Source organism: Streptomyces smaragdinus, from assembly GCF_009604385.1.
GTDB lineage: Bacteria > Actinomycetota > Actinomycetes > Streptomycetales > Streptomycetaceae > Streptomyces > Streptomyces smaragdinus.
Genome location: NZ_WEGJ01000004.1, coordinates 1 through 26,003 on the forward strand (window position 1 = coordinate 1; position 26,003 = coordinate 26,003).

At 72.3% G+C, this 26,003-nt stretch carries 22 protein-coding genes; 9 read left to right on the forward strand and 13 right to left on the reverse strand.

Annotated features, from left to right (window positions below; genetic code table 11):
- From SRB5_RS08620 to SRB5_RS08640, 5 genes are all read right to left on the reverse strand, one after another.
- Window positions 1–2,152, reverse strand: a 2,152-nt coding sequence (locus SRB5_RS08620) for a homocysteine S-methyltransferase family protein (RefSeq protein ID WP_194292889.1), incomplete at its 3' end; no start/stop codon positions are given.
- Between the two features lie 65 nt (window positions 2,153–2,217).
- A complete protein-coding gene (locus SRB5_RS08625) occupies window positions 2,218–3,201 on the reverse strand; it encodes a carbohydrate kinase family protein (protein WP_323377306.1) in 984 nt (327 codons plus the stop codon).
- A 35-nt stretch (window positions 3,202–3,236) separates the two neighbouring features.
- Window positions 3,237–4,448 (reverse strand): methionine adenosyltransferase, encoded by a 1,212-nt coding sequence (gene metK, locus SRB5_RS08630; RefSeq protein ID WP_323377308.1) that lies wholly within the window; start codon window positions 4,446–4,448, stop codon window positions 3,237–3,239.
- Window positions 4,449–4,477: 29 nt separating this feature from the next.
- Window positions 4,478–4,888 carry an SCP2 sterol-binding domain-containing protein gene (locus SRB5_RS08635; protein WP_153450910.1) on the reverse strand — a complete coding sequence of 137 codons (411 nt, stop codon included), beginning with the start codon at window positions 4,886–4,888 and terminating at the stop codon, window positions 4,478–4,480.
- A complete protein-coding gene (locus SRB5_RS08640; protein ID WP_323377310.1) occupies window positions 4,885–6,120 on the reverse strand; it encodes an NAD(P)-binding domain-containing protein in 1,236 nt (411 codons plus the stop codon). Before SRB5_RS08640 ends, SRB5_RS08635 begins: the two co-directional genes overlap by 4 nt.
- 228 nt (window positions 6,121–6,348) lie before the next feature.
- Here SRB5_RS08640 and SRB5_RS08645 point away from each other — a divergent pair, with 228 nt between their 5' ends.
- The 3 genes from SRB5_RS08645 to SRB5_RS08655 are packed head-to-tail and all read left to right on the forward strand — an operon-like array spanning window position 6,349 to window position 9,809.
- The gene (locus SRB5_RS08645; RefSeq protein ID WP_153450911.1) at window positions 6,349–7,518 is read left to right on the forward strand and encodes a nucleotide disphospho-sugar-binding domain-containing protein; all 1,170 of its coding nucleotides are present in this window, start codon (window positions 6,349–6,351) and stop codon (window positions 7,516–7,518) included.
- Between the two features lie 46 nt (window positions 7,519–7,564).
- A complete protein-coding gene (locus tag SRB5_RS08650) occupies window positions 7,565–8,950 on the forward strand; it encodes an NAD(P)/FAD-dependent oxidoreductase (RefSeq protein ID WP_153450912.1) in 1,386 nt (461 codons plus the stop codon).
- A 10-nt stretch (window positions 8,951–8,960) separates the two neighbouring features.
- On the forward strand, window positions 8,961–9,809 hold the full coding sequence (locus SRB5_RS08655; RefSeq protein WP_323377312.1) for an LLM class flavin-dependent oxidoreductase: 849 nt from the start codon (window positions 8,961–8,963) through the stop codon (window positions 9,807–9,809).
- A 125-nt stretch (window positions 9,810–9,934) separates the two neighbouring features.
- Here the strand turns inward: SRB5_RS08655 and SRB5_RS08660 are convergent, their stop codons facing one another.
- Genes SRB5_RS08660 through SRB5_RS08685 form a run of 6 tightly spaced genes read right to left on the reverse strand, consistent with a single transcriptional unit; the run spans window position 9,935 to window position 16,464 of the window.
- A complete protein-coding gene (locus tag SRB5_RS08660; RefSeq protein WP_153450913.1) occupies window positions 9,935–10,786 on the reverse strand; it encodes an NAD(P)H-binding protein in 852 nt (283 codons plus the stop codon).
- Window positions 10,787–10,823: 37 nt separating this feature from the next.
- Entirely contained in the window at window positions 10,824–12,050 is a 1,227-nt protein-coding gene (locus SRB5_RS37455; protein WP_323377313.1) for an FAD-dependent monooxygenase, read from the reverse strand.
- Entirely contained in the window at window positions 12,043–13,272 is a 1,230-nt protein-coding gene (locus SRB5_RS08670) for an FAD-dependent oxidoreductase (protein WP_153450914.1), read from the reverse strand. The genes SRB5_RS37455 and SRB5_RS08670 overlap by 8 nt, the downstream gene beginning before the upstream one ends.
- Window positions 13,272–14,126 carry an LLM class flavin-dependent oxidoreductase gene (locus SRB5_RS08675; RefSeq protein WP_153450915.1) on the reverse strand — a complete coding sequence of 285 codons (855 nt, stop codon included), beginning with the start codon at window positions 14,124–14,126 and terminating at the stop codon, window positions 13,272–13,274. Before SRB5_RS08675 ends, SRB5_RS08670 begins: the two co-directional genes overlap by 1 nt.
- Before the next feature lie 30 nt (window positions 14,127–14,156).
- Entirely contained in the window at window positions 14,157–15,377 is a 1,221-nt protein-coding gene (locus tag SRB5_RS08680) for a cytochrome P450 (protein ID WP_323377315.1), read from the reverse strand.
- Window positions 15,378–15,390: 13 nt separating this feature from the next.
- Window positions 15,391–16,464, reverse strand: coding sequence for a methyltransferase (locus tag SRB5_RS08685; protein WP_153450916.1), 1,074 nt, complete (start codon window positions 16,462–16,464; stop codon window positions 15,391–15,393).
- A 232-nt stretch (window positions 16,465–16,696) separates the two neighbouring features.
- Here SRB5_RS08685 and asnB point away from each other — a divergent pair, with 232 nt between their 5' ends.
- The 4 genes from asnB (at window position 16,697) to SRB5_RS08705 (ending at window position 21,267) form a co-directional block, all read left to right on the forward strand.
- Window positions 16,697–18,553 (forward strand): asparagine synthase (glutamine-hydrolyzing), encoded by a 1,857-nt coding sequence (gene asnB, locus SRB5_RS08690; RefSeq protein ID WP_153450917.1) that lies wholly within the window; start codon window positions 16,697–16,699, stop codon window positions 18,551–18,553.
- 119 nt (window positions 18,554–18,672) lie between these two features.
- Window positions 18,673–19,677 carry an ATP-binding cassette domain-containing protein gene (locus SRB5_RS08695; protein WP_323377317.1) on the forward strand — a complete coding sequence of 335 codons (1,005 nt, stop codon included), beginning with the start codon at window positions 18,673–18,675 and terminating at the stop codon, window positions 19,675–19,677.
- A gap of 20 nt (window positions 19,678–19,697) precedes the next feature.
- Window positions 19,698–20,534: an ABC transporter permease gene (locus tag SRB5_RS08700; protein ID WP_153450918.1), complete on the forward strand. Its 837-nt coding sequence runs from the start codon at window positions 19,698–19,700 to the stop codon at window positions 20,532–20,534.
- 40 nt (window positions 20,535–20,574) lie between these two features.
- Window positions 20,575–21,267, forward strand: coding sequence for a class I SAM-dependent methyltransferase (locus SRB5_RS08705; RefSeq protein WP_153450919.1), 693 nt, complete (start codon window positions 20,575–20,577; stop codon window positions 21,265–21,267).
- Between the two features lie 112 nt (window positions 21,268–21,379).
- Here the strand turns inward: SRB5_RS08705 and SRB5_RS08710 are convergent, their stop codons facing one another.
- Complete coding sequence (locus SRB5_RS08710; RefSeq protein ID WP_153450920.1) at window positions 21,380–22,738, reverse strand: FAD-dependent oxidoreductase; 1,359 nt, start codon at window positions 22,736–22,738, stop codon at window positions 21,380–21,382.
- 49 nt (window positions 22,739–22,787) lie between these two features.
- The gene (locus SRB5_RS08715; RefSeq protein ID WP_153450921.1) at window positions 22,788–23,789 is read right to left on the reverse strand and encodes an SGNH/GDSL hydrolase family protein; all 1,002 of its coding nucleotides are present in this window, start codon (window positions 23,787–23,789) and stop codon (window positions 22,788–22,790) included.
- 277 nt (window positions 23,790–24,066) lie between these two features.
- On the opposite strand from SRB5_RS08715, the gene SRB5_RS08720 reads away from it, so the two are divergent.
- Complete coding sequence (locus SRB5_RS08720; RefSeq protein WP_153450922.1) at window positions 24,067–24,723, forward strand: TenA family protein; 657 nt, start codon at window positions 24,067–24,069, stop codon at window positions 24,721–24,723.
- A gap of 51 nt (window positions 24,724–24,774) precedes the next feature.
- Window positions 24,775–25,998 (forward strand): cytochrome P450, encoded by a 1,224-nt coding sequence (locus SRB5_RS08725; protein ID WP_153450923.1) that lies wholly within the window; start codon window positions 24,775–24,777, stop codon window positions 25,996–25,998.
- The last annotated feature ends 5 nt before the right edge of the window (window positions 25,999–26,003 follow it).

Genomic DNA, 26,003 nt, shown 5'->3' on the forward strand with positions numbered 1-26,003 from the left:
CGATGTCGTGCACGTCCCCGCGCACCGTCGCCAGCACGATGGTGCCCTTGCCGGCCTCGTCGGTCTTCTCCATGTGCGGCTCCAGATAGGCCACCGCGTTCTTCATCACCTCGGCCGACTGCAGCACAAACGGCAACTGCATCTGCCCCGAACCGAACAACTCACCCACGGTCTTCATACCGTCCAGCAACGTCTCGTTCACGATGTCCAGAGCAGGCTTGAGCTGCAACGCCTCATCCAGATCCGCCTGAAGACCGTTCTTCTCGCCGTCGATGATGCGGGCCTTGAGCCGGTCGTCGAGAGGGAGCGCCGCCAATTCCTCGGCCTTTGAGGCGCGCAGGGATTTGGCGGTGGCGCCCTCGAAGAGTTCGAGGAGCTTTTGCAGGGGGTCGTAGCCCTCGCGGCGGCGGTCGTAGATCAGGTCGAGGGCGGTGGTGACCTGCTCCTCGTCCAGCCGGGCGATCGGGAGGATCTTCGCCGCGTGCACGATCGCCGAGTCCAGGCCCGCCTTCACGCACTCGTCGAGGAACACCGAGTTCAGCACGATGCGGGCGGCCGGGTTCAGGCCGAAGGAGATGTTCGACAGGCCCAGGGTCGTCTGCACGTCGGGATGGCGGCGCTTGAGTTCACGGATCGCCTCGATCGTGGCGATACCGTCCTTGCGCGACTCCTCCTGCCCCGTACAAATGGTGAAGGTCAGACAGTCGATCAGGATGTCGGACTCCTTCACCCCCCAGTTCCCCGTCAGATCCTCGATCAGCCGCTCGGCGATGGCCACCTTGTGCTCGGGCGTACGCGCCTGGCCCTGCTCGTCGATCGTCAGCGCGATCAGCGCCGCCCCGTGCTCGACCGCCAGCCCCGTGATCTTCTGGAACCGCGACTCCGGCCCGTCACCGTCCTCGTAGTTCACCGAGTTCAGGACGGCCCGGCCACCGAGCTTCTCCAACCCCGCCCGCAGGACCGCCGGCTCCGTGGAGTCCAGCACGATCGGCAGCGTCGAGGCGGTAGCGAAACGACCGGCCAGCTCCTCCATGTCCGCGACACCGTCACGGCCCACGTAATCCACACACAGGTCGAGCATGTGCGCGCCCTCACGGATCTGCTCCCGCGCCAGCTCCACACAGTCGTCCCAGCGCGCCTCCAGCATCGCCTCACGGAACTTCTTCGACCCGTTCGCATTCGTCCGCTCACCGATCGCCAGATACGACACATCCTGCCGGAACGGCACATGCTGATACAGCGAAGCCGCACCCGCCTCCGGACGAGGTTCGCGCTCCGTGGGTGTCAGGTTGCGGACCCGCTCGACGACCTTGCGGAGATGGGCGGGCGTAGTTCCGCAGCAGCCACCGACCAGGTTCACGCCGTAGTCGCGGACGAACGCCTCCTGCGCGTCGGCGAACTCCTGCGGACCGAGGGGGAAGTGCGCGCCGTCCTTCGTCAGCACCGGCAGGCCGGCGTTCGGCATGCACGTCAGCGAAGTGGCCGAGTGGCGGGCCAGATACCGCAGGTGCTCGCTCATCTCCGCCGGGCCGGTGGAACAGTTCAGCCCGATCAGATCGATGCCCAGCGGCTCGAGGGCGGTCAGCGCGGCCCCGATCTCCGAACCCAGCAGCATCGTGCCGGTCGTCTCGAACGCCAGCGAGCAGATCAGCGGCACGTCCGAACCCAGCGCCTCCATCGCACGACGCGCGCCCAGAAGCGCCGACTTCGTCTGCAGCAGGTCCTGCGTCGTCTCGACGATCAGCGCGTCCGCGCCGCCCTCCAACAGACCCTCCGCGTTCTGCTGGAAACCGTCGCGGATCACCCCGTACGAGATGTGGCCGAGCGTCGGCAGCTTCGTCCCGGGCCCCATCGACCCGAGCACCCACCGCTGCCGCCCGTCACCAGCCGTCCACGCATCCGCCGCCTCCCGCGCGATCCGGGCACCGGCCGCCGACAGCTCGTGGATGCGGTCGGCGATCTCGTACTCGCCCATCGCGGAGAAGTTCGCCCCAAAGGTGTTCGTCTCCACGCAGTCGACACCCGCGGCGAAGTACTCGTCGTGCACCGAGCGCACGATGTCCGGCCGCGTCACGTTCAGGACCTCGTTGCAGCCCTCGAGCTGCTCGAAGTCCTCCAGCGTCGGGTCCTGCGCCTGAAGCATGGTGCCCATCGCACCGTCCGCGACCACCACCCGGGTGGCCAGGGCGTCCCGCAGGCCGCCCGGGCCGGTCCCGGTCACGGCAGGACCGCCAGGTACGGGGCCAGCGTGTCCGCGGTGTCGTCGCCGTACGCCGTGCGGATGCGGGCCAGCAGGGGCTCGCGCTGCAGGGTGTACGTCTGGGTGCCGGTGGACTCCAGCACCGTCGCGGCCAGGGCGCAGCCCAGCGGTGCGGCGGCCGCGTCGGGCAGGCCCCAGGCCCGGCCGGCGAGGTATCCGGCGCGGAAGGCGTCGCCGGCGCCGGTCGGCTCGAGGGTGCCCGACACCTCGATCGCGGGGAGGTCCAGGTCGGTGCGGCCGGCCTGCCGGATCCGTACGCCGTCCGCGCCGCGGGTGGTGATCCAGGTGCCGACCCGGCCGAGGAGCTGCTGTTCGGTCCAGCCGGAGCGTTCCTGGATGAGCACGGACTCGTACTCGTTGGTGAAGAGCAGCCGCGGTCCGTTCAGCAGGGCGCGCAGGGCGGCGCGGTCCAGGGTGGCCAGCTGCTGGGAGGGGTCGGCGGCGACGTCGATGCCGAGCCGGCGGCATTCGTGGGTGTGCCGCACCATGGCCTCGGGGTCGTTGGGCGAGACCACGACGAGGTCCAGGCCGCCGGTGCGGTCGGCGACCTCGCGGATGCTGATGTCGCGGGCCTCGCTCATCGCGCCGGGGTAGAAGGAGCCGATCTGGTTCTGCTCCGCGTCGGTGACGCACACGAACCGGGCGGTGTGCCGGGTGGCTGAGATGCGTACCGAGTCGGTGTCGACGCCGTGCTCCTTCAGCCAGATCTGGTAGTCGGCGAAGTCGGCGCCGGCGGCGCCGACGAGCACCGGTGCCAGACCCAGCCGGCCCAGTCCGAAGGCGATGTTGGCGGCCACCCCGCCGTTACGCACTTCCAGGTCGTCGACGAGGAAGGAGAGGGAGACCTTGTCGAGGCGGTCGGCGATGAGCTGCTCGCCGAACAGACCGGGGAAGGTCATCAGGTGGTCGGTCGCGATGGAGCCGGTTACGGAGATACGCACGGCATGAGCTCCTTGGTTCGGCGGGGTCGGTCGCCTCAGCGGGACTGCGCGGCCTGGCGCAGCTTCTCCGCCCGGTCGGTCGTCTCCCAGGTGAGGCCGGGCAGTTCGCGGCCGAAGTGGCCGTACGCGGCGGTCTGGGCGTAGATGGGCCGCAGCAGGTCCAGATCGCGGATGATGGCGGCGGGGCGCAGGTCGAAGACCTCGGTCACGGCGTCCTGGATGGCCTGGACGGGCACCGTCTCGGTGCCGAAGGCCTCGACGAAGAGCCCGACGGGCTCCGCCTTGCCGATGGCGTACGCGACCTGCACCTCGCACCGGCGGGCCAGGCCCGCGGCGACGACGTTCTTGGCGACCCAGCGCATCGCGTACGCGGCGGAACGGTCCACCTTGGAGGGGTCCTTGCCGGAGAAGGCGCCGCCGCCGTGGCGGGCCATGCCGCCGTAGGTGTCGATGATGATCTTGCGGCCGGTGAGTCCGGCGTCGCCCATCGGGCCGCCGACCTCGAAGCGGCCGGTGGGGTTCACCAGCAGCCGGTAGCCGTCGGTGTCCAGGCCGCTGCCGCGCGCGGCGAGCTCCTGGAGCACCGGGTCGATGACGCAGTCGCGGATGTCCGGGACGAGCAGGGAGTTCAGGTCGATGTCGGGGGCGTGCTGGCTGGAGAGGACCACGGTGTCCAGCCGTACCGGGCGGTCCCCGTCGTACTCGACGGTGACCTGGGTCTTGCCGTCGGGGCGCAGGTACGGGACGGTGCCGTCCTTGCGTACGGCGGCGAGGCGTTCGGCGAGGCGGTGGGCGAGGCTGATCGGCAGCGGCATCAGCTCGGGGGTCTCGTCGCAGGCGTAGCCGAACATCAGGCCCTGGTCGCCGGCGCCCTGGCGTTCCAGGCTGTCCTCGTCGCCGTCGACGCGGGCCTCGTAGGCGAGGTCGACGCCCTGGGCGATGTCGGGCGACTGGGAGCCGATGGACACCGAGACGCCGCAGGAGGCGCCGTCGAAGCCCTTGGCGGAGGAGTCGTAGCCGATGCGCAGCACCGTTTCGCGGACGATGTCGGGGATCTCGGCGTAGGCGTTGGTGGTGACCTCGCCGGCCACATGGACCTGGCCGGTGGTGATGAGGGTCTCCACGGCGACCCGGGACTTGGGGTCCTGGGCGAGCAGGGTGTCGAGTACGGCGTCGCTGATCTGGTCGGCGATCTTGTCGGGGTGGCCCTCGGTCACGGATTCCGAGGTGAAGAGGCGGGCAGACACAGGTCCTCCAGCGGGGAAGCGGGGTGCGGTCAGATCCGGCTGCGGGCGCCGAACCACTCGATCCAGTTCATGGCGAAGACGACGTCGCCGGAGATCTTCAGCCGGCCGCCGAGGAAGGCGTCGGTGCCCTTGAGGCCGCCGACGGACAGGGCGACGAGGTCCGCGAGGTCGACGGCGATGACGGCGTTGGGCGCGGGGGCGACGTCGGAGGCGGTGCAGTGGCCGTCGGCCACGGACACGCAGCGGTAGCGCACACCGGCGGGGGTGTCGATCTCGAACTGGAAGACGCCGCTGCGGCCGTGGGTGCGGTCGGCCCTGAACGAGGCGCGGAACAGGGAGAAGACCAGGTCGAGACGTTCGTCGACGTCGTCCGAGGAGAGCAGTTCGGCGCGTACCGCGGCGATCGGGCCCGCGACGTCGGCGCGATCGTGGGTCGTCATGAACGGGCTCCGTTCCCGCCGGTCGCCCCGGCTATGTGTTCGATCAGCACCGCGGCGTCCCGGTCCCCGTCGCCGGCGGCGTTCACCGCGGCGAACGCCCGGCGCACCTGGTCCAGTACGGGCATCTCCACGCGGGCGTCCGCGGCGGCCTCCAGGGCCAGGCGCAGGTCCTTCTCCATCAGCGTGGAGCGGAAGAAGGCGGGTACGTAGGTGCGGGTGCGCATGAGCTCGGCGCGGAAGCGCATCACCAGGGAGCTGAAGCCGCTCTTCGCCACGGCGGTGAGCAGTCCGTCGCGGTCCAGACCGGCCGCGGTGCCGTACGCCACGGCTTCGGCGAGGGAGGCGACCTGGGCGCCCAGCAGCAGGTTGAACAGCAGCTTGATGGTGGCGGCGGTGCCGGGTCCGCCGAGGTGCACGACCTCGGAGCCGATGGTCTCCAGGACGTCGCGGACCTCCTCGACGTCCGCCGCCTCGCCGGCCGCGTACACCCGCAGCTCGCCTCGGCGCGCCTGGAGGGGGTTGCCGATGACGCAGGCCTCGACGCGGCGCAGGCCCTTCTCGGCGAGGCGCGCCGCGGCACGCGCCGCGTAGGCCGGGGAGACGGTGGAGGTGTCGACGACGACGGTGCCGGGGGCCAGTACGGGGACCACGCGGCGGAAGAGGGTGTCCTCCACGGCGGCTTCGTCGGCCAGGCTCAGCATCACCACGCGCGCGCCCGCGGCGGCCTCCTCGGGGGAGGCGGCGGCGGTGGCGCCGGCCGCGACGAGCGGTTCGGCCTTGGCGGCGGTGCGGTTGTGGACGGTGAGGCGGCGGCCGGAGCCGATCAGGCGGGCGGCCATGCCGCCGCCCATGTTGCCCAGGCCCAGGAAGGCGATGTCGTCCGTGGGGTGGGCCTGGACCGGCGGTGGCGCCGGGGGTTCGGCGGGGACTTCCCGTACGACCTGCGTCACCCACATGTCGCCGGCGCCGCGGAAGGGCGCGAGCCGGCGACGGTTCTCCACGTGGGCGTCGCTGACCTCGAAGGCGCGGAAGGACGCCTCGTCGGCCCAGTCGGTGAACACGAAGTGGATCCGCGGGTCCTCCACGGACCGCACCAGGGTCTGGCCCAGATTGGCGGGTTGACGCGCGATGCCCGCGGCCACCTCCCGCCACGTCTTCTCGAAGTCCCCTTCCGTGCCGGGAAGGATCTCCATCCGCAGAATCACGCGGAAGGGAGGGGTGTCTGCCGTCACGGCCGCCTCCTCGGGCTCGTCGTCGCTCGGACGCCGCCGTCACGTTGGGCGCGGGCGCTCGACAACCGATCGAGGCTCGGTCTCGTCCGCCGGGCCCCCGTCCCGTACGGCCGTCTCAAGCCGGGCGCGATTCCTGCACTAGGGCCCTGGGAGACCTTCGCTGCATGACGGACCCGGCTTTTTGTGCCGGGAACGCCCAGTTGTCACCGGACGAAGGAGCAGGAAGCCATGCGCGTGCTGTTCACCACCTGGGCATGGCCGTCCCATCTGTACGCCCTGGTGCCGCTGGCCTGGGCGATGCGCTCGGCCGGGCACGAGGTGCTCGTCACGAGCCAGCCCGAGCTGACCGGGGAGATGCGCCGCACCGGCCTGCCGTTCCGGGCGGCCGGCCGTGACGTCGATGCCGCGGAGCTGGTACGCGGCTACGTACTGCCGTCGTCGGACGGTCCCGACCTCGGCGAGCGCGCCCCGGCCGGTGCCACGCCGAACGGGCGCGGGCCGCGCGCGCTGCAGATGTTCCACGCGCACGCGGACGCGATGACCGACGACCTGGTGGACCTGGCCCGCGAGTGGCGCCCCGACCTGATCGTGTACGAACCCACCACCCTGGCCGGCCCGCTGGCCGCCGCCGCGGTGGGCGTCCCGGCGGTGCGGGTGCTGTTCGGCACCGACCTGATGGTGCGCGCGGCGCCCATGCTGCCGCAGGTCCTGGCGCCCGTCGCCCGGCGGCACGGCATCGCGGACTTCGACCCCCTGGGCGCCGTCACCGTCGACCCCTGTCCGCCCGGCTTCCAGGTCCCGGACGACCACCCGCGCCGCACCGTGCGCTACGTCCCGTACAACGGGGCGGGCGCCGCACACGCCGCGCCTGCGGCGCCGGCCGGGACCCGGCGCGTCGTCGTGACCTGGGGTCACACCATGGCGAAGCTGCACCCCGGGCTGTTCCTGGCCGGACGGGCGGCCGCCGCGGTGCACGACGCGGACACCGAGGTCGTGCTGGCCGTGTCCGCCGCCCAGCTGCCGCTGCTCGACGGCCTGCCCGCCGGCGTACGGGTCGTCACCGACACCCCGCTGCATCAGCTGGTGCCCGGCGCGGACCTGGTCGTCGCGCACGGCGGCGCCGGCACCGTGCTCACCGCGCTGGACGCGGGGGTGCCCCTGCTGCTCGTACCGCAGCTGCCCGACCACTCGCGGCACACCGGGCGCGTCGTCGCCACCGGGGCCGGTGAGTCCCTCAAGCGCGACGAGGCGAGCCCGCACCGGCTGCGGGAACTCGCGCACACGCTGCTCGCGCCGGGCGCCCCGCAGCGGGCCGCCGCCCGGCGGCTGCGGGAGCTGATCCACGCCCAGCCCACGCCGTCCGACATCGTCCGCGACCTCGAGAAGGTCCCGGTGTAGCGAGCCGATGTCCACCCGCCCGCACAGTCCGAGGATGGAGATGTCCATGCGCACGTCGACTCAGATCCTGGTCATTGGCGGCGGCCCCGCGGGCTCCACCGCGGCCGGCCTGCTCGCCAAGGAGGGCTTCCAGGTCACCCTGTTCGAACGCGAGCACTTCCCCCGCTATCACATCGGCGAGTCGATCCTGCCGTCCTGCCGGCCGATCCTCCAGCTGCTCGGCGTGTGGGACAAGGTGAACGCGTTCGGCTTCCAGCCCAAGGGCGGCGCCTTCTTCTTCTGGGGCGACGAGGAGTGGGAGGTCAACTTCCAGGGCATGGGCGACGGCACCAACGCCTGGCAGGTCACCCGCGCCGACTTCGACGAGCTGCTGCTGAACCACGCGCGGCAGCTGGGCGTCGAGGTCCACGAGGGCATCACCGTACGGGAGCTGGAGTTCGAGGGTGACCGCCCGGTGGCGGCCCTGTGGAGCGAGGGCAAGGGCGGCGGGAGCGGCCGCGTCACCTTCGACTACGTCATCGACGCCTCCGGCCGCGGCGGCGTGCTGGCCGCCAAGCAGCTGAAGAACCGCCAGTTCCACGACGTGTTCAAGAACGTCGCCGCCTGGACGTACTGGAAGGGCGCCAAGGCGATGCCCAAGGGCCCCGACGGCGCGATCGGCGTGGCCTCCATGCCGGACGGCTGGTTCTGGATCATCCCGCTCGCCGACGGCACGACCAGCGTCGGCCTGGTCACCGGGCGCGACAACTTCAACAACAAGCGCGCCGAACTGGGCGGTGTGAAGGAGCTGTACGAGCAGGCCGTGGCGAGCTGCGCGGTGGTCAAGGAGCTGGTGGACGGGGCCGAGCAGGTCGCCGACTTCAAGGTCGAGCAGGACTACTCGTACGCCGCCGACTCCTTCACCGGCCCCGGCTATCTGCTCAGCGGCGACGCCGCCTGCTTCCTCGACCCGCTGCTGTCCACGGGCGTGCACCTGGCCACGTACAGCGCGATGCTCGCCGCCGCGTCGATCGGCAGCGTGCTGCGCGGCGAGGCCACCGAGGACGAGGCGTGGGAGTTCTACCAGACGGTGTACCGGCACGCGTACGAACGGCTGCTGGTGCTGGTCTCGGTGTTCTACGAGAGCTACCGGGGCAAGGACTACCACTTCTACAACGCCCAGAAGCTCACCCAGCAGCACCGCGACTCCCTCTCCCTGCAGGACGCCTTCGACCGGATCATCACCGGCATCGCGGACCTCGAGGACGCGCAGGACATCTACGCCGCGGTGCACGGGCACCTCAACGGCGCCGAGAGCGGTGACCCCAACCCGCTGAACAACCTCAACAAGGTGCACGAGGCCAAGCAGGCCCCGATGAGCGCGGCGAACGCGGTGGGCGGGCTGTACCTGGCCTTCGCGCCGAAGCTCGGACTGCGCCGCGCCGGCGAGTGAGGAGACAGCCGTGGAGATCGGGGTGGGGCTGCCCACGACCGTACCGGGCCTCACCGGGCCCAAGCTGCTCACCTGGGCGCGTCAGGCCGAGGAGCACGGCTTCGCCAGCCTCGGGGTGCTGGACCGGCTGGTGTACGACAACTACGAGTCCCTGGTCGCGCTGGCCGCGGCCGGGGCGGTGACCTCGCGCATCCGGCTGGCGGCGACGATCCTCATCGCCCCGTACCGGGACAGCGCCGCGCTGCTCGCCAAGCAGGCGGCCACGGTGGACGCGGTCAGCGGCGGGCGCCTGGTCCTGGGGCTCGCGGCCGGCGGGCGGCCCGACGACTACGAGACGTCGGGCGCCGACTACGCGGGCCGGGGCCGGCGGCTGGACGCGATCGTCGGCGAGCTGCGGTCCGTATGGGCCGAGGGCTCGCCCGTCGGACCGCGCCCGGTCTCGCCCGGCGGCCCGCGGCTGCTGTTCGGCGGCCACTCCCCCGTGGCGATGCGGCGTGCCGCGCGGTACGGGGAGGGGTGGATCGCGGGCGGCAGCTCCGTCGCCGGCTTCGCGGCGCTGGGCGCGCAGGCCCGGGAGATCTGGGCGGCCCAGGGGCGGGAGGGCAGGCCGCGGCTGCTGTCGCTGGCGTACGTGTCCCTCGGGCCGGAGGGGCGGGAGCAGGCGGAGCGGTATCTGCGCTCGTACTACGCGTTCATCGGCCCGAAGGCCGAGCGCGCGGCGGCCGGTGTGCTCACCACGCCCGAGGCCGTGCGGGCGACGATCCGCGACTACGCGGCGGCCGGCTGCGACGAGCTGATCCTGCTGCCGTGCTCGCCGGACGACAAGCAGCTTCGGCTGATCGCCGAGGCCGCGCTCTGAGACCGTCACCGCCCGCTCCCGGCACACCGGGGGCGGGCGGTTTCGGGCGCTCCGGTACGGTCCGGGGCCGCTCACCGGCAGGGGCCCGGCCCCCGTACGGGGCCGGGCCTCGGTCGTGCGGGAGCTCACGCGGTGGTGAACTCCCCCTTGTTACGGGCGAGCCAGGCGTCGAAGGTGCAGGCGGGGCGGACGATGAGCCGCTCGAGGTCCGGCAGCACCGTGCCGCCGCGCAGCGGCTCCGGGTCGCCGTTCGCGGCCAGCAGGCCCGCCGCGTACGGCTCCGGCAGGCCGGCGCCCACCATCGCCTTCAGCGCGAACTCCGCGGGGGCCTCGACGTACTTCAGGGGCCGGCCCAGCAGCGCGGCGACCGCGGCCACCTGCTGCGGGGTGGTGAGGGCCTGCGGTCCGGTCAGCTGGAACACCTCGCCGCCCAGGTCGTCCCGGAGCAGGCACGCGACCGCGGCGTCCGAGACGTCGCCCGGGGCGACCAGGGCGCGCGGCAGCTCGCCGAACGGCTGGTACACGGTGTCCTCGGCGGCGATGGAGCGGCGCCACTGCAGGACGTTCGACATGAACCCCGCGCCGCGCAGCGCCGTCCAGTCGGCGCCCGACCCGGCGAACGCCTGCTCGGCCGCCGCGTGGTCGTCGCCGTAGCCGGGTGTGACCGGGGGGACGGCGGCGACGGAGGACAGCTTGACCACCCGCCGCACACCGAGGCGGCGTACGGCGTCGGCGACGGCCAGTTCGTGGCGCAGGGCGTCGGGGCCGGCGGACAGCACGAACACGCCGTCCACCCCGTCGAGCGCCTTCCGTACGGTGTCGGGCCGGCCGAGGTCGCCCACGGCCACCTCGACACCCGGACCGAAGTCCGCGCGGGCGGGGTCGCGGGTGAAGGCCCGGACCCGCCGGCCCGCGGCGCTCAGCCCGGCCACGACCCGCCGCCCCACCGTGCCGGTGGAGCCGATCACCAGGATCATCGTTCGACACCTCTCGTCTGCGTCTGCGTGGAGTGCCTCAGCGGGCGACGGTCACCCGCTCCGGGATCGCCGGCGGGGTCCAGTCCCCGATGCCCACGACGCCCTCGCGGGCCGGCCGGGACGAGGCCAGCCGCAGCCGGACGTCGCGCCGCAGCCGCTCCCAGCGCCGCTCGGTGAGCTTGAACTCGCCCATCCGGTGCGAGGCCGCGGCGATCAGCTGCGACCGCTCGCGGCGCTGTTCGTCGTAGCGGGTCAGGGCCCGGTCCACGTCGTCGCCCGCCAGCTCCGCGCAGAGCACCGCGGCGTCCTCGAGCGCCTGGCAGGCGCCCTGGCCGAGGTCGGAGGTCATCAGATGGGCGGCGTCGCCCAGCAGGACGACGCGCCCGGCCGTGTAGCAGGGCAGCGGCTTGGGCAGCTCGAAGACGTCGTGCCGCAGCACCTTCGCCGGCGGGGTGGCGGCGATCAGGGCCGGGATCGGGTCGTGCCAGGTCCCGAAGCGGCGGGTCACCTCCGCGTACTCGTCGGAGTAACGCGTGCCCTCGGGTGTGTTGGCGACGGCGAACCAGTAGATCCGCCCGCCGGTCAGCGGCATCCGCCCGAACTCGGCGCCCGGGCCCCAGGTGCTGCCGCCGGGCTCGGCGTCGCCGTCGACGCCCTCGGCGATGCCCCGCCAGACGCTGTGTCCGCTGTACACGGGGCCGGGCAGCCTCGGCCACAGGGCCGCACGGATCCGGCTGTACGCGCCGTCGGCGGCCACCACCACGTCGCCGCTCAGCGTCCGCTCGCCGCAGGCGGTGCGGTACGTCACCGTGGCGCCGTCGCGGGTGGATTCGGCCCCCAGCACCTCGCAGCCGGTGCGCACCGAGCGGCGGGGCAGGGCGAAGCGCAGCGCGCCGTGCAGGTCGGGGCGGGTCAGCACGGCGATGTCCAGGCCGTGTTCACGCCAGAACGCCGGGTCCGGCGGCGCCTGCAGCCGCCGCCCGGAGCGGGTGCGCAGCCCGTCGCCGCCGGGCGCCATGCTCGCGGCGCAGGCCCGTACCGTGTCGCCGACGCCCAGCCGGTCCAGCGCGCGCTGGGCGTTGGTGAGGAGCGAGAGCCCGGCGCCCGCCTCCCGTGCGGCGGGCGCCTGTTCGAGTACGGTCACCTGCCAGCCGGCCCGGTCGAGCCCGACCGCGGCGGCCAGCCCGCCGATGCCGGCGCCGACGACCACCGCGTGCCGCCGGTCCGGGTCGAAGCCGTCGCGTGCCCCCGCTCCGTCAGACACCGGAGACCTCGGCGGGCGTCTGCTCCTCGGCCAGGTCGATCTGAATGGACCATTTGGCGATCTTCAGCGACATCTGGATGGCCGCGGTCGAGTACGCCACCATCCGCTCCTGGTAGCCGGCGACCGCCTGGGCCAGGGACACCTCGCCGCGGTCCACCCGGACCAGCGCGGCCGTCAGTCCCGCCGCGTCGCGCAGGGCGGTGTTGGCGCCCACGCCGCCGGTGGGCGGCATCGTGTGCACGGCGTCGCCGAGCGGCACCACCGGGCCGGTGTCCCAGGCGGTCACGGGCAGCGTGGCGCGCAGGGAGACGGGATGCGTCTCCTCCGGTTCGGCGTGCGCGAAGACACCCTTCAGGTCGGGGTGCCAGGCGGCGGTGCGCTCGAGCGCGAAGTCGCGCAGCTCCTCGCCGGTCATGGCGAAGAAGATGTCGTCGGGCAGGCCGAGGTTCTCGCGGTGCACGCTGAAGACGGACATGTAGTAGTCGCCGGGGTCGTGGAGCTCCAGTCCGGGCGACAGCTGGGCGGCGGCCTCGGAGGGCTGCTCGCGGAACACCATGGGCATCAGGCCCAGGTGGCAGCCGTCGCCGCCGATGACGTAGACGAACCGGTCGCGCATGAACTCCGGCAGCCCGGCGGCGATCGCCTTGTCCCGCGGGGTGCGGGAGAGGATGCCGCGCACGCCGAGGTCCGTGGCCGCGTCGTCGGGGCGCACCTGGGCGCGCACCGTGGAGTTGACGCCGTCGGCGGCGACCAGGACGTCGCCGGTGTCGGTCGTGCCGTCCGTGAAGTACGCGGTGACCCGGCCGTCGTCGTGCCGCTCCAGCCGGGTGAAGGTCCTGCCGAAGCGCACCACGCCGCCGAGCCCGGCGAGGAGGATGCCGCGCAGCGTGCCCCGGTCGACGGCGTCGACCTTGTCCGCGCGGCCGTCGCGCGGGTCGGTGAACGACGGCGCCCACAGCTGCTCGAGCTGATCGTCGTAGGCGTCGAGACCGCCTTCGGTGCGGTCGTCGGAGGTCGCGGTCAGCAGGTCCTGGAGGTGCTGGGGCAGTACGTCGCGCAGAGCCTGTTCGCCCTCGGGGCTGACGCGGAGCCGGTAGCCCTGCATCCGGCCGCCCTCGGCGCCGGACCGTTCGTACACGGCGATGTCGGTGAGGCCGGCCTGCCTGAGGCCCTGGGCGAGGGCCAGACCGCCGATGCCGCCGCCGATGACGATGACGCGCATCAGAACACCACATCCGCGATCAGGTCGAGGTGGTCGGGGTCGGCCGTCACCGAGAGCAGGAACAGCTCGTCGCAGCCGTTCTCGGCGTACGTGTCGACGACCTTGCGCAGGAAGCCGGGGTCGGTCACGGCGCCCTTGGCGAGGTGTTCGGCCATCTTGCCCATGTAGGCGTAGTACTCGGTCATGTGGCGGACGGCGAGCTCGGCGCCGTCCGGGCCGAGGGAGACGTAGCAGTTGGCGCCCATCCGGGGGGTGCCGGTGCGGCCCTCCTCGTCCCACAGGGCGCGGAAGTTCGCGACGGTCTCGGCGAACTTGTGCGGCGGTCCGCCGGGCGAGATCCAGCCGATGGCGCTGCGGGCGGCGCGGCGCAGTCCGGCGGGCGAGTGGCCGCCGCCCCAGACGGGGATGTCGCCGTTGACGGGACGCGGGCCGACGCCGGGCACGGGGCCCTTGCCGGCCCAGATCTCCTTGAGCTCGTCGAGCAGCGCGTCCAGCCGGCGGCCCCGGGTGTGGAAGTCGGTGCCGGTGGCCCGGTAGTCGTCCTCCCGCATCCCGGAGGAGACGCCGAGCACCAGCCGGCCGTTCGAGATCCGGTCGACGGACGCGAGCTGCTTGGCGAGCTCGACGGCGCTCGGCCGGGCCGAGGCCAGCAGGATCGCCGTCACCAGCTTGATCCGCTCGGTGACCCCGGCGGCGGCCGCCAGGGCGACGATGCTGTCGTAGTTGTCGTACACCACCCGGTCGGTCACCGTCAGGCTGTGGAACCCGAGGCGTTCGGCGCGGCGTGCGAACTCGGTCAACTGGTCGCCCTCTGCACCGTGTACGCCGGTCGGCAGGCAAACCCCGATATCCATTGCGTTCCTCCTGAAAGGATCCGGTAAGGATCAGTGCTCCCAGCTCACCGGGAGCTCGTGCACGCCGTAGAACACCTTGTCGGTTCCGGTGGCCACCCGGTCCGCGGGAACGGCCAGGCGCAGCTTCGGCAGCCGGCGCAGCAGCGCACCGAAGGCGATCTTCATCTCGATACGGGCCAGCTGGGCGCCCAGACACTGGTGCACCCCGTGGCCGAAGGCCATGTGCGGCGCCGTGGACTGGTCCCGGGCCAGGTCCAGATGGTTCGGGTCGTCGTAGACGGCCGGGTCGCGGTTGGCGGCGGCCAGCGAGGCGACGATGATCTCGCCCTCGGTGATCCGCCGGCCCGCGACCTCGCAGTCCTCGCGGGCGGTGCGGGTCAGACCGAACTGCACGATGGTCAGATACCGCAGCAGCTCCTCGATCGCGCTGTCGAAGAGGCTCTCGTCGGCGCGCAGCCGCGCCAGCTGCCCGGGGTGCTCGAGCAGGGCGAAGGCGCCCAGGCCCAGCATGTTGGCGGTGGTCTCCAGGCCGGCGATCAGCAGCAGGATGCTGATGTTGACGACCTCGGCGTGGGTCAGCGGACTCTCGCCGACGGAGCCGTGCAGGAGTTCGCTGACGATGTCGTCGCCCGGGTGGCTCTTCTTGTGCCGGACCAGCTCGCCGAGGCCCTCGTACAGGCCGTCCTTGGCCTCGCGCAGGGCGTCGAGCGAGGTGTCCAGGGAGAGCGAGGCCAGCACCCAGCGCTGGTAGTCGGGCTGGTCCGCGGCCGGGATGCCGAGCATGCCGGTGACCACCCGGGCGGGGATGGGCTGGGCGAACCAGGCGTTCAGATCACCCGGCTGCCCGGCCTCGATCATCCCGGTGAGCTGCTCGTCGGTGATCCGCTCGATCAGCGGCTGCAGCTCGCGGGTCCGCTTGCGGGTGAAGTACCGGCTCACCAGCCGCCGGTAGCGGCTCTGCTCGGGCGGGTCGAGGGCCGAGAACAGCCCGTCGGGCACCGGCAGTTCCTCCTCCGGCAGCGGGAGCTCGGCGTTGGGCGTCACCTGGACCATCGGCGGGGTGAAGCGCCGGTCGGCCAGCAGCGCGCGTACGTCGTCGTACCGGGTGATGAGCCAGCCCGTCCGGCCGCCCGGCAGCCGCAGCCGGCTCCACGGCCGCTCGGTCTGCAGCACGGTGTACTCCGCGGGCGGCGAGAAGGGGCAGCCGCGCTCGGTGGGCAGCCGCATCGGATCGGGCAACACGGTCGTCACTGCTACGCCTCTCTCAGACGGGCCGGTACTCCAGCAGCGCGATGTCACCGGGGACGGGGTCGCCGGCCAGGGTGAAGCCGGCGTCGCCGGCGACGCGGTTCCACTCCCCGAGGCTGCGCTCGCGACCGCCGAGCACGGCGAGGGACTCGATGTCGATCAGCTTGCCGATGTCCCACTCGCCGGGACCGCGCAGCAGGTTCTCGACGATCAGCAGCCGGGCGTCCGGGTTGTCGCCGATCGCCTTGCGGATGGTGCGCAGGATGCGGGTGGCGTGCGCGTTGTCCCAGTTGTGCAGCGTGTGCTTGATGAAGTACGCGTCGCAGCCGGCCGGCACCTCGACGAAGAAGTCGCAGCCCACGACGGTGACCCGGTCCTCGAGGCCCTCGAAGACCTCCTTGGACTCCGCCACGGTGTGCGGCTGGTCGGCCAGCACGCCGGTGACCCGGGGGTTGTCGCGCAGCACCTCGGCGAGGAAGTGGCCGCGGCCGCCGCCGACGTCGGCGATGGTGGCGAAGCGGCCGAAGTCGAAGCCCGCGAAGACGCGCTCCACGCCGGGGTACTTGTTCTGCAGCATCGCCTTGTCGAGTACGGCCGCCTTCTCCGGGTGGGCCTTGGTGTACTCGTAGAAGGGCGCGCCGAAGCTGGCGACGAACGCCGGCTCGCCCGTGCGCACGGTGTGCGCGAGATTCTCGTACGGGCGCCACAGCATCGGGTCCGAGGCGAAGAGGAACATCTCGCGGATGCCCCCCTCGGCCCCCGAGACCAGGCCGGCGCCGAGCGGGGCCACGGAGAAGCGGCCCTCGTCGTCCTCGTGCAGGACACCGGCGGCGGCGACCGCGCGCAGCACCCGGTACAGGTTGTCGGCGTCCGCGCCGGTGGCTGCGGCGAGTTCGGCCACCGTCCGGGCGCGCTGGGCCAGCAGGTCGGGCACCCTCAGTTCGACCACCGCGCGCAGGGCGCCGATGGCCCACTTGGCGTAGAGGAAGCCGAGCACCTGCTGCTGCTCGGGCAGGCCGGGGTCGAACCACCCGGTCACACCCTGCGGTGCGGCGCCGGTGTCGGGCGCGGTGGTGGGCTGCGGGTTCATCGTGTCCGCCTCTCGTCCGGGCTCCTTCCCGCGCAGGTTCCCGGGCCCGGCTAGAGAGGCGATGGGGGTGCGGTCGAGCAGGCGGCGGCGCCGGTCGAGCGGTCTTCCAGGCCGCTTCGAAGGCGTCGCCGGATGCTGTCGCCCCGGCGGCCCCGGGGCCGCCCGGGGCGCAGCCGCGTCCTGCGGGGCCCCCGCCGGGCCGCGGTATCCGGAACCGACCGAGGAGACAGCGATGTGCGGAATCGCCGGCTGGGTGGACTTCCGGTCCGACCTCTCTGGGGAGGAGCGGACGATGCGGACGATGACCGCCGCGCTCGCCCCCCGGGGGGTGGACGACCAGGGCCTGTGGCTGAGCCCGCACGCTGCGCTCGGTCACACCAGGACCGCGATCATCGACGTCGTCGACGGTGTGCAGCCGTTCGTCGCCGAGGAGGACGGCCGGGCCGTCGCGGTCATCGTCTACAACGGCGAGGTCTACAACTTCAAGCAGCTGCGCACCGAACTCACCGGCCGCGGCCACCGCTTCCGTACCCGCAGCGACACCGAGGTGGTCCTGCACGCGTATCTGGAGTGGGGCGCGGACTGCGCCGAGCGGCTCGAGGGCATCTTCGCCTTCGGCGTGTGGGACCTGCGCCGCCGGGAGCTGGTGCTGGTCCGCGACCGCCTCGGCGTCAAGCCGCTGTTCTACCACCGCACCCCGCACGGCGTGGTGTTCGCCTCCGAGCCCAAGGCGCTGCTGGCCGGCGGCCTGGTGCGGCCCGTGGTGGACACCGACGGGCTGCGCGAGATGTTCGCGGTGGCCAAGAAGCCGGGCCAGGCCGTCTTCCGTGACATGCGGGAGCTGCTGCCCGGCCACACGCTGACGATCGGCGACTCCGGCGCCGCCGACCGTACGTACTGGCGGCTCGAGGCCCGCCCGCACGAGGACGACCTGCCGCAGACGATCCGGCACACCCGGGGGCTGCTGGAGGACATCGTGCTGCGCGAGCTGGAGGCGGACGTGCCGCTGTGCACGGCGCTGTCCGGCGGGGTGGACTCCAGCTCCGTCACCGCGATCGCCGCCATGTGGCGGTGGAAGCTCGCGGGCGAGCGGGTACGGACGTTCGTCACCACGTTCGACGAGTACGCGGAGAACTTCCGCCCGGACGACGTGCGCTTCTCCCCCGACGAGCCGTACGCCGTGGAGGTCGCGGAGCATCTGCGCTCCGACCACGTCAACATCCGGCTCAGCCCGCAGGACCTGATGGACCCGGTGACCCGCCGCGCGGTGCTGGCGGCGCAGGACGCGCCCACCACCCTCGGCGACATGGACACCTCCAACTATCTGACGGCGCGGGAGATCAAGACCCACTCCACGGTGGCGCTGGTCGGCGAGGTCGCCGACGAGATCTTCGGCGGCTACAACTGGATGTTCAACCCGGACACCGTGCGCGCCGAGGCCTTCCCGTGGGTCGCCCACGAGGCGCTGCAGCCGAGCTCGCTGCGCGGGCAGGGCCGCGGTCTGTTCGACCAGGGTCTGCTCGACAAGATCGACATGCACGGCTACTACCACGACGCCTACCACGAGGCCGCCGCGCTGGCCCCCCACCAGGAGGGCGAGGACGACACCGAGCGGCGGATGCGCACCATCGGCTATCTGACCCTCACGCACTGGCTGCCCATGCTGCTCGACCGCGGCGACCGGCTGTCGATGGCGCACGGCCTGGAGCTGCGCGTCCCGTACAGCGACCACCGGCTGGTGGAGTACCTGTACAACACCCCGTGGAGCTTCAAGACGTTCGACGGCCGGGAGAAGGCCGTCCTGCGCCACGCCGTCGACGACCTGGTCCCGCGCTCGGTGCTGGAGCGCAAGAAGAGCCCGTGGCCGGTGACCCAGGACCCGGCGTACCTGCGGATGCTGCACCGGGAGCTGGCGGCCCTGGCGGCCGACCCGCAGGCGCCGATCCGTCCGTACCTCGACCCGAAGGCCTGCGAGGAGATGCTCGCCGACCCCGGGGCGGCCAACGACTGGCCGCGGCGCATGCACATCGAGACGGCCCTGCAGTTCAACTCCTGGCTGTCGCTGTACGGCATCGAACTGGCCGTCTGAGACCCGGCGCGTCGAGCACCGCTCGACCGGGTCACGAGCACGGACGGATCAACTGGAATGTCGGCCCGCCGGCGGCCGGCCCTTGTGATCCCACGAACATCCCGATCGAGGTGGAATCGGTGACGCTGACGATTGAATCCCGGGGTCTGGTCAAACGCTTCGGCGCGAAGACCGCTCTCGACGGCCTCGATCTGCAGGTGGAGCCCGGCCAGGTGGTCGCGGTGCTCGGCCCCAACGGGGCCGGGAAGACGACCTTCGTCCGCTCGGTGGCCACCCTGCTGCTGCCCGACGAGGGCACCCTGCGGGTGAACGGCCACGACACACGCGACGAGGCGGCGCAGGTCCGGCGCACCATCGGGCTCGCCGGCCAGTTCGCGGCCGTCGAACAGGCCCTGACGGGCCGGGAGAACCTGGAGATGGTGGCCCGTCTGCACGGCCGCTCCAAGCGGCAGGCCCGGGCGGACACCGCGGAGATCCTGGAGCTCTTCGACCTGACAGCGGACGGCGACCGGCTGGTGCGCGGCTACTCCGGCGGTATGAAGCGCAAGCTCGACCTGGGCGCGTCCCTGGTGAGCGCGCCGCGGCTGCTGCTCCTGGACGAGCCGACCACGGGTCTGGACCCGCGCAGCCGGCTCGATCTGTGGGACGCCATCGACGCGCTCGTGGAACGCGGTACGGACGTGCTGCTGACCACCCAGTACCTCGACGAGGCCGACCGGCTGGCGCACCGGATCGTGATCATCGACCAGGGCGTGGCGGTCGCCTCCGGCACCCCCGACGAGCTCAAGCGCCGGGTCGGCGGCAAGGTCCTCGAGGTGCATGTGCGCGAGCGCGCCGACGTGCACACCATCGCCGCCCTGCTGGGCCGGGCCGGCGGGGTGGAGCCGCATGTCGACGAGGCGACCCGGTGCGTGAGCGTCGGCGCCGCCGGCGACGAGGACGCCGTGCACTGGCTGATCGCCGGGATGCGGGCGATCGAGGGCTCCGGCGTGGAGCTCGCCGACATCGGGCTGCGCGAACCCAGCCTGGACGAGGTGTTCCTGGCCCTGACCGCCCGGCGCGGCACGGAGCCCGGGGTCACCGCCGCGCCGGAACTCGCCGAGACCGGCGCCGAGACGGCCTGAGCCCAGGGAGGAACCGACCCATGACCGCCACCGCCACCACTCCCGTGACCACCGCGTCCGTACCCGCCCCGACGGGGACCGGTCTGCTCGCCGGCACCGGTCTGCTCGCCGTGCGGGCCGTGAAGATCTTCCTGCGCCGGCCCGAGCTGGTCGTGCTGAGCGTCGTCCAGATGTCCGCGATCATGCTGACGTTCCGCTACATCTTCGGCGGCGCGATCGGCACCAGCCAGGGTCTGCACTACGTCGACTACTCGGTGCCCGGGTTCATCACCGCCGGAGTGCTCTTCCAGACCCTGGGCACCGCCATGGGCATCGCCGAGGACCTGGAGGGCGGCTTCATCGACCGGCTGCGCTCCATGCCCTTCCCGTCCGCCGCGGTCCTCACCGGCCGGGTGCTCGCGGACACCGGGATCCTGGCCTTCATCCTCGCGATCACCACCGGTGTGGGCTTCGCGGTCGGCTTCCGGCTGCACGCCTCGGTGCTCGGCGGGCTGGCCGCGTTCGGGCTCTGTCTGGTCTTCGGGCTGGCGTTCAGCTGGGTGTTCATCACCGTGGGGCTGTACGCGCAGAACGTGAAGGTCGTGCAGAGCGTGTCGATGATCGTGTTCGTCGTCACCTTCGCCTCCAGCGCCTACGTCCCGGCCGAGTCCATGCCCGGCTGGCTGCGCGCCTTCGCCGAGCACCAGCCGGTCACGGCCATGGCGGACTCCGTGCGGGCGCTGACCCTGGGCGACCGGTCGCGGGCGCTGCTCGGCCACGACCCCTCGTACTTCGTCGGCCGGTCGCTCATCTGGACCGCGGCCATCCTCCTCGTCTTCGCCGCCCTGGGCACGGCCCGCTTCCGGCGGCGGAGCTGAATCGCGGGGCCGTGCCGCCCCCTCGAGAACGGAGCGCCACATGGCGAGCATCCCTTCGCAGCCCGAACTCACCGAGCCCCTCGACCCCCGGATCGTCCACTCCCAGGCCGTGTACACGCGGAGCAAGCTGGCGATCTACGACAAGTGGGTGCTGGGCGTCTTCTGCCCGCTGGTGTGGCGCTGCCCGCCGCGGGTGATGCGCCGGCTGTACGACGAGCACGCCGGGAAGGTCCATCTGGACATCGGACCCGGCACCGGCTACTTCGTCGACCGCTGCCGCTTCCCCACGGCGACGCCGCGGATCACGCTGCTCGACCTCAGCCGTGAGTGCCTGGACATGTCCGCGGCCGTGCTGGCGCGGTACGCGCCGGAGACCTGCCAGGCCAATCTGATGCACCCGCTGCCGCTGCCGGCGAAGCACTTCGACTCCGCGGCCATGAACCTGGTGTTCCACACCATCCCGGGCGGCTGGGACGGCAAGGGGATCATCCTCAAGCATGTGGCCGAGACGCTGAAGCCGGGCGGGACGCTGTTTGGTACGACGGTCCTCGCGGAGGGCGTGCCGATGAACCGGCTGACCCGCAAGATGGTGCTGGAGCAGCACCGCCGGGGCAACTTCCAGAACCAGGGCGACGACCCGCAGGGCCTCGAGCGGCAGCTGGCCCGGTACTTCGACGACTTCGAGGTCCGCGTCCACGGCGCGGTGGCGGTGTTCCGGGCCACCGCCCGCTGACGTCGGCATACGTGAGGGGGGCGCCGGGATCCGGCGCCCCCCTCACGTATGCCGTCCGCGGACCCCTCCGGCCGGGCGGGGCAGAGGGTCCGCGGACGGGGCTCTGCGGCCCTCAGTCCTCGCGGTCGTGGCCGCGGTAGCGGCGGTGGTTGTCCGCCATCCTCCGCTTTACCGGCGGCAGATGGTTCACCAGCCGCATCCCCGTCCGCATGGCGCCCAGCAGGGCCCGGCCGACGACCGGCTGGTCGGGGCCCGTGCCGCCGCCGGACTGCAGGGACTTGCGGACCGCGTCGAAGCCGTAGTCGATCATCCGGGTCTCGTACGCGCGCACCGCCTCCAGCAGCGGCAGCTCGCCGTCGCGTACGGCCGTCAGCTTCCGGCACAGCAGCCGCGCGTCGCGCAGCGCGGTGTTCGCGCCGACGCCCCGTCCGGGGGTCATGGTGTGGATGGCGTCCCCGAGCAGGGTCACCGAGGTGGTCTCCCACTGCGGAATCGGCACGGAGGTGCGGATGTTGATCGGGAAGCAGCTGTTGCGGTCGGCCAGGGCGAAGAGCTCGCGCAGGTCCGGGTGCCAGTTCGTGGTCCGCTCCCCCACCAGCCGGTACAGGTCGGGGCTCTTCCAGTCCATGATGTCCGGCGGCAGCCGGCGCGAGCCGACGACCAGGCCCCAGTCGATGTAGTCGCGCGAGTTGTCGAAGGTCAGCCCGGGCCAGCGGGACAGCAGTTCCGAGTCGGCGGAGCCGATGCCCTCCTTGGGCGCGCCCGCGGCGTCCCAGGGGAACTCCATCACGTGGTAGATGCAGAAGTGCCCCTTGGGGGCGAAGATCATCGAAATGCCCTGCCGCATCTTCGGCGTCAGCAGCGCCCCGGTCTGCGCGGTGAGCGCCACCTTGCCGGTAATGCCGATGGGACCGGCCGGCTCCATCCGGGCGTGCGGCAGATACTGCCTGCGCACCCGGGAGTTGCTGCCGTCCGCGGCGACCAGCAGGGTGCCGGTGGCCGAGGTGCCGTCCTCAAAGTACGCCGTGACGGTGCCGTCCGCCCCCGTCTCGTACCGCTCGAAGGTCTTGCCGAAGTGCACCACGTCCTCGACGCCCGTCAGCAGCACCTGGCGCAGCGTCATCCGGGACACGGACTTCTCGCTGTTGACCGGGTCCGGGTCGGCGGTGGTGAAGCCGTCGAGGGAGAGGAGCTCCTTGCGCTTCTCGGTCAGGAAGTTGACGTACTCGGGCGCCTGGGCGCAGGTCGCCACGAAGGTGTCGTACAGCTCGGGCGGCAGGCAGTCGCGCAGGGCCCGGCTGCCGTCGGGGTCGATGCCGACCCGGTAGCCGTGCAGTCCGTCGGCGCGGGTGTGGTCGCGTTCGTAGACGGAGACGCGGATGCCCGCGCGCTTGAGGCCGTGTGCCAGGCACAGGCCGCCCGTTCCGGCACCGATGACGAGGACGTGCAGATCCGATGGGGACACCGGCATGGTCTTCGCTCCTGGTCGTGTGGCGGGGACGGCACGGCCCCCGGGCGGGCTACGTCAGCTCCTCCAGCGCCGTGTGCACCATCCGCGCGGCCTGTCGGGAGCCCTCGTCCGTGAGGTGCAGGTGGTCGTTGAAGGCGAATCCGCGGAAGCGGTCGGCGGAGATGTCGGTGAACGGCACGCCGAGCTTGCGGCAGCCCGCTTCGACGAGCCGCCCGTACGCGCCCCAGTGGGTCTCGAAGACGCTGTTCTCGGGGCGGCCGAAGACCGGCTCGCGGAAGTCGAAGTTGGCCTGCTCCTCGGGGGTGATGTCCCGGGTGCTGGGCGCCGCGAACGGCTGCAGGCAGAACAGCAGCCGGATCCGGTCGTCGGTGAGCGCGGACAGATGCTCCAGATTCGCCAGCTGCCGGTTCGCGGCCGCCTCGATCCGCTCCGTCGCGTCGGCGAAGTCGGGCGGCGGGGGCACCTCGCCCTCCACCACGGGCGGCAGCGGCGGCGTGTCACCGGCGACGGTGGCGGCCAGGTCGAACATGGGGGTGCGGATCAGCGAGGCCATGGTGCCCTCGAAGAACACCGGTCCGAAGACGCTGTCGGGGGTGCGCGAGGCGAGCATCGACCAGTAGTCGTTCGCCCCGCTGAAGACCACGATGGTCCGCGCGGCCCGGACGAACGGCAGCGCGGCCACCAGCTCCTGCAGCGAGTTGCCCCCGACGACGGCCGCGTTCAGTTCCCGCCGCCCGCTGATCCGGGCCAGCTGGGAGGGCAGCGTCGCGTCGTCGCTGCCGGAGGCCATGCCGAACGCCGTGGAGTTGCCGACCACCAGTCCGCCGCCGCCGGCGTCGAGCCAGGACCTGCTGTCCACGGTGCCGAACCGCGACGTGGAGTGCCTGAAGCCCTCAGCATCCGTGTTGATCATGTCCGAACGGTGGTTGCGGGCCAGGGAGAACCCCACATAGGGGTGCAGGTGGAGGTCGATGCCGTAGCGCTCGAGCAGCACGCCGCCCCGGTGCCGCAGCGCGAGGGACTCGTGGTCGGACTGGGCGATGGCCGTCATACTGCCGCTCCTGTCGGTGCTCCGGGCCAGTGGCCGGCGCCGCGGCGAATCCCCTGCGTACGGCGGGGTTCCGACGGCGGGCGCGCGGTCAGCACAGGGTCCCACCGGGACGTCGGCGGCGGCTCGAGAACCACTCGAGGATCGCTCGGGCACCGCTCGGACAAGGGCCGTCCGATGTCGAGTTCCGCCCCAGAGGGGCTCGAGACGGCGCCGTTACGGTCACCGGACCGGGCCCGCCGCGCACCGCGGGCCCCGCCGCGCAGGGAGGGACCGACCGATGCTGCACGACGAACTCGCCGAGCTGAGCGAGCCCGTACGGCGCAAGGTGCTGGCACACCCCTTCTGGGAGGGGCTGCGCGCCGGCACGCTCGATCCCGCGGCGCTGGGCCGCTTCGTCGAGCAGGACACCGGCCATCTGCTGCCGTCGTACGCCCGGGCGCTGGCCCGCTGCGCCGCCGCCGCGCCGGACCTCCCCGAGGTGCACCTGTACGGGCAGTCGGTGGTCGGCACCCTGGAGGCCCGCGACGGGCTGCGCGCCGCCTACACCGCGCTCGCCGCGGACCTGGGGCTGCCCCCGCTGCGGGAGGGGACACCGGCACATCCGTCGGTGCTGGCCCACGCCTCGTTCTTCACGGCGGCGACCGCCGCCTCCTTCCACGCCGGGGTGGGCGCGCTGCTGCCCATGGTCTGGTTCAACGCCACGGTCAGTGACCATCTGCGCGACCACGTGGAGCCGGGCTCGCACTACGCGCGCTGGATCGAGGCGTACCACCCGGGCGACGACTACCACTACGCCGTACAGGCCTTCCTCGACACCGCCGACCGGGCCGCGGAAGGCGCATCGGCGGCCGAACACCGGCGGCTCGTCGACCAGTTCACGCTCGGGGTCCGCCACGAATGGGAGTTCGCCGAGAGCTGCCTCACGGCCGGCTGACCCCGCACCGCACCGCCCGGAGTACCGCAGCCGAGGAGAGGACGCACGACGATGGCCACCCGGGAACTCGACCTGATGGACCCCACGGTGTTCCGCCGGGGGGTACCGCACTCCTACTTCCGTGAGCTGCGGCAGTCCCCCGGACTCACCCCGGGGCACGACACCGACGGCGAGAAGTTCTGGCACGTGGTGCGCCACCGGGAGGTGAGCGGGATCTCCCGGGACACGAAGCTGTGGTCGTCCAGCCCCACCACCATGACCTCCGTACGCAAGATCGACCCGAGCCCGCCGATCATCACCTTCCTCGACAGCCCCGACCACACGCGGCTGCGCAAGCTGACCTTCAAGGCGTTCACCCCGGCGCGGCTGGCCGCCCTGGAGGCGCGGCTGCGGCAGATCATCGCCGAACTGCTGGCCGGGGCCCGGGAGCAGGGCGAGTTCGACCTGGCCGACGAGGTCGCGCTGCGGCTGCCCTTCGAGGCCCTGTTCGCGCTGCTGGACATCCCGGAGTCCGACCGCCCGATGCTGCTGCGCTGGGGCAAGCAGACGGTGAACCTGGGCGACCCCGAGTACGACGAGAGCGCCGCGCCCGCCCAGCCGGCCGACAACGAGAACTACTTCGAGAAGATCTACGAGTATCTGCTGGACTTCGCCCGCCACCGGGCCGCACACCCCGCCGACGACTGCTTCTCGCTGCTGCTGGAGGCGCGGCTGACGGGCTCCCGGCTGAACCTCCCCGACCGGCTGACCGCCGACGAGGTGGGGCTGTTCGCCTCCACCCTGGTCACCGCCGGCAGCGAGACCACGTACGCGGCCATCACCGGCGGCGTGCCCGCCTTCCTCGAGTTCCCCGACCAGGCGCGCGCGCTGCGGGCGGACCGGAGCCTGGTGCCGATGGCGGCCGACGAGGTGCTGCGCTGGGTCACCCCGGTCACGCACTTCACCCGCCGGGCCGTCGCCGGCACCGAGGTCGCGGGGCAGCCGGTCGCCGCCGGGGAACGGGTGGTGCTCTGGTACAGCTCCGCCAACCGCGACGAGGACGTGTTCGCCGACCCCGCTGCCTTCGACATCACCCGCCGCCCCAACCCGCACGTCAGCTTCGGCGGCGGCGGCCCGCACGTGTGCATCGGCAACAACCTGGCGACGATGGAGCTGCGGCTCTTCCTCGAGGGCGTGATCGATGTGCTGCCCGAGCTGGAACCGGCCGGGACGCCGCTGCGCCCGACGACGAACTTCATGAACGGCTACAAGTACCTGCCGCTGCGCTTTCGCTGACTTCC

Bases quoted from the DNA above. Each gene is read 5' to 3' on its own strand.
- SRB5_RS08715 (WP_153450921.1), bottom strand. From the start codon at position 23,789: ATGACGGCCATCGCCCAGTCCGACCACGAGTCCCTCGCGCTGCGGCAC.
- SRB5_RS08700 (WP_153450918.1), top strand. From the start codon at position 19,698: ATGACCGCCACCGCCACCACTCCCGTGACCACCGCGTCCGTACCCGCC.
- SRB5_RS08720 (WP_153450922.1), top strand. From the start codon at position 24,067: ATGCTGCACGACGAACTCGCCGAGCTGAGCGAGCCCGTACGGCGCAAG.
- SRB5_RS08660 (WP_153450913.1), bottom strand. From the start codon at position 10,786: ATGATCCTGGTGATCGGCTCCACCGGCACGGTGGGGCGGCGGGTCGTG.
- SRB5_RS08675 (WP_153450915.1), bottom strand. From the start codon at position 14,126: ATGGATATCGGGGTTTGCCTGCCGACCGGCGTACACGGTGCAGAGGGC.
- SRB5_RS08670 (WP_153450914.1), bottom strand. From the start codon at position 13,272: ATGCGCGTCATCGTCATCGGCGGCGGCATCGGCGGTCTGGCCCTCGCC.
- SRB5_RS08650 (WP_153450912.1), top strand. From the start codon at position 7,565: ATGCGCACGTCGACTCAGATCCTGGTCATTGGCGGCGGCCCCGCGGGC.
- SRB5_RS08710 (WP_153450920.1), bottom strand. From the start codon at position 22,738: ATGCCGGTGTCCCCATCGGATCTGCACGTCCTCGTCATCGGTGCCGGA.
- SRB5_RS08685 (WP_153450916.1), bottom strand. From the start codon at position 16,464: ATGAACCCGCAGCCCACCACCGCGCCCGACACCGGCGCCGCACCGCAG.
- asnB (WP_153450917.1), top strand. From the start codon at position 16,697: ATGTGCGGAATCGCCGGCTGGGTGGACTTCCGGTCCGACCTCTCTGGG.
- SRB5_RS08725 (WP_153450923.1), top strand. From the start codon at position 24,775: ATGGCCACCCGGGAACTCGACCTGATGGACCCCACGGTGTTCCGCCGG.
- SRB5_RS08635 (WP_153450910.1), bottom strand. From the start codon at position 4,888: ATGACGACCCACGATCGCGCCGACGTCGCGGGCCCGATCGCCGCGGTA.
- SRB5_RS08705 (WP_153450919.1), top strand. From the start codon at position 20,575: ATGGCGAGCATCCCTTCGCAGCCCGAACTCACCGAGCCCCTCGACCCC.
- SRB5_RS08645 (WP_153450911.1), top strand. From the start codon at position 6,349: ATGCGCGTGCTGTTCACCACCTGGGCATGGCCGTCCCATCTGTACGCC.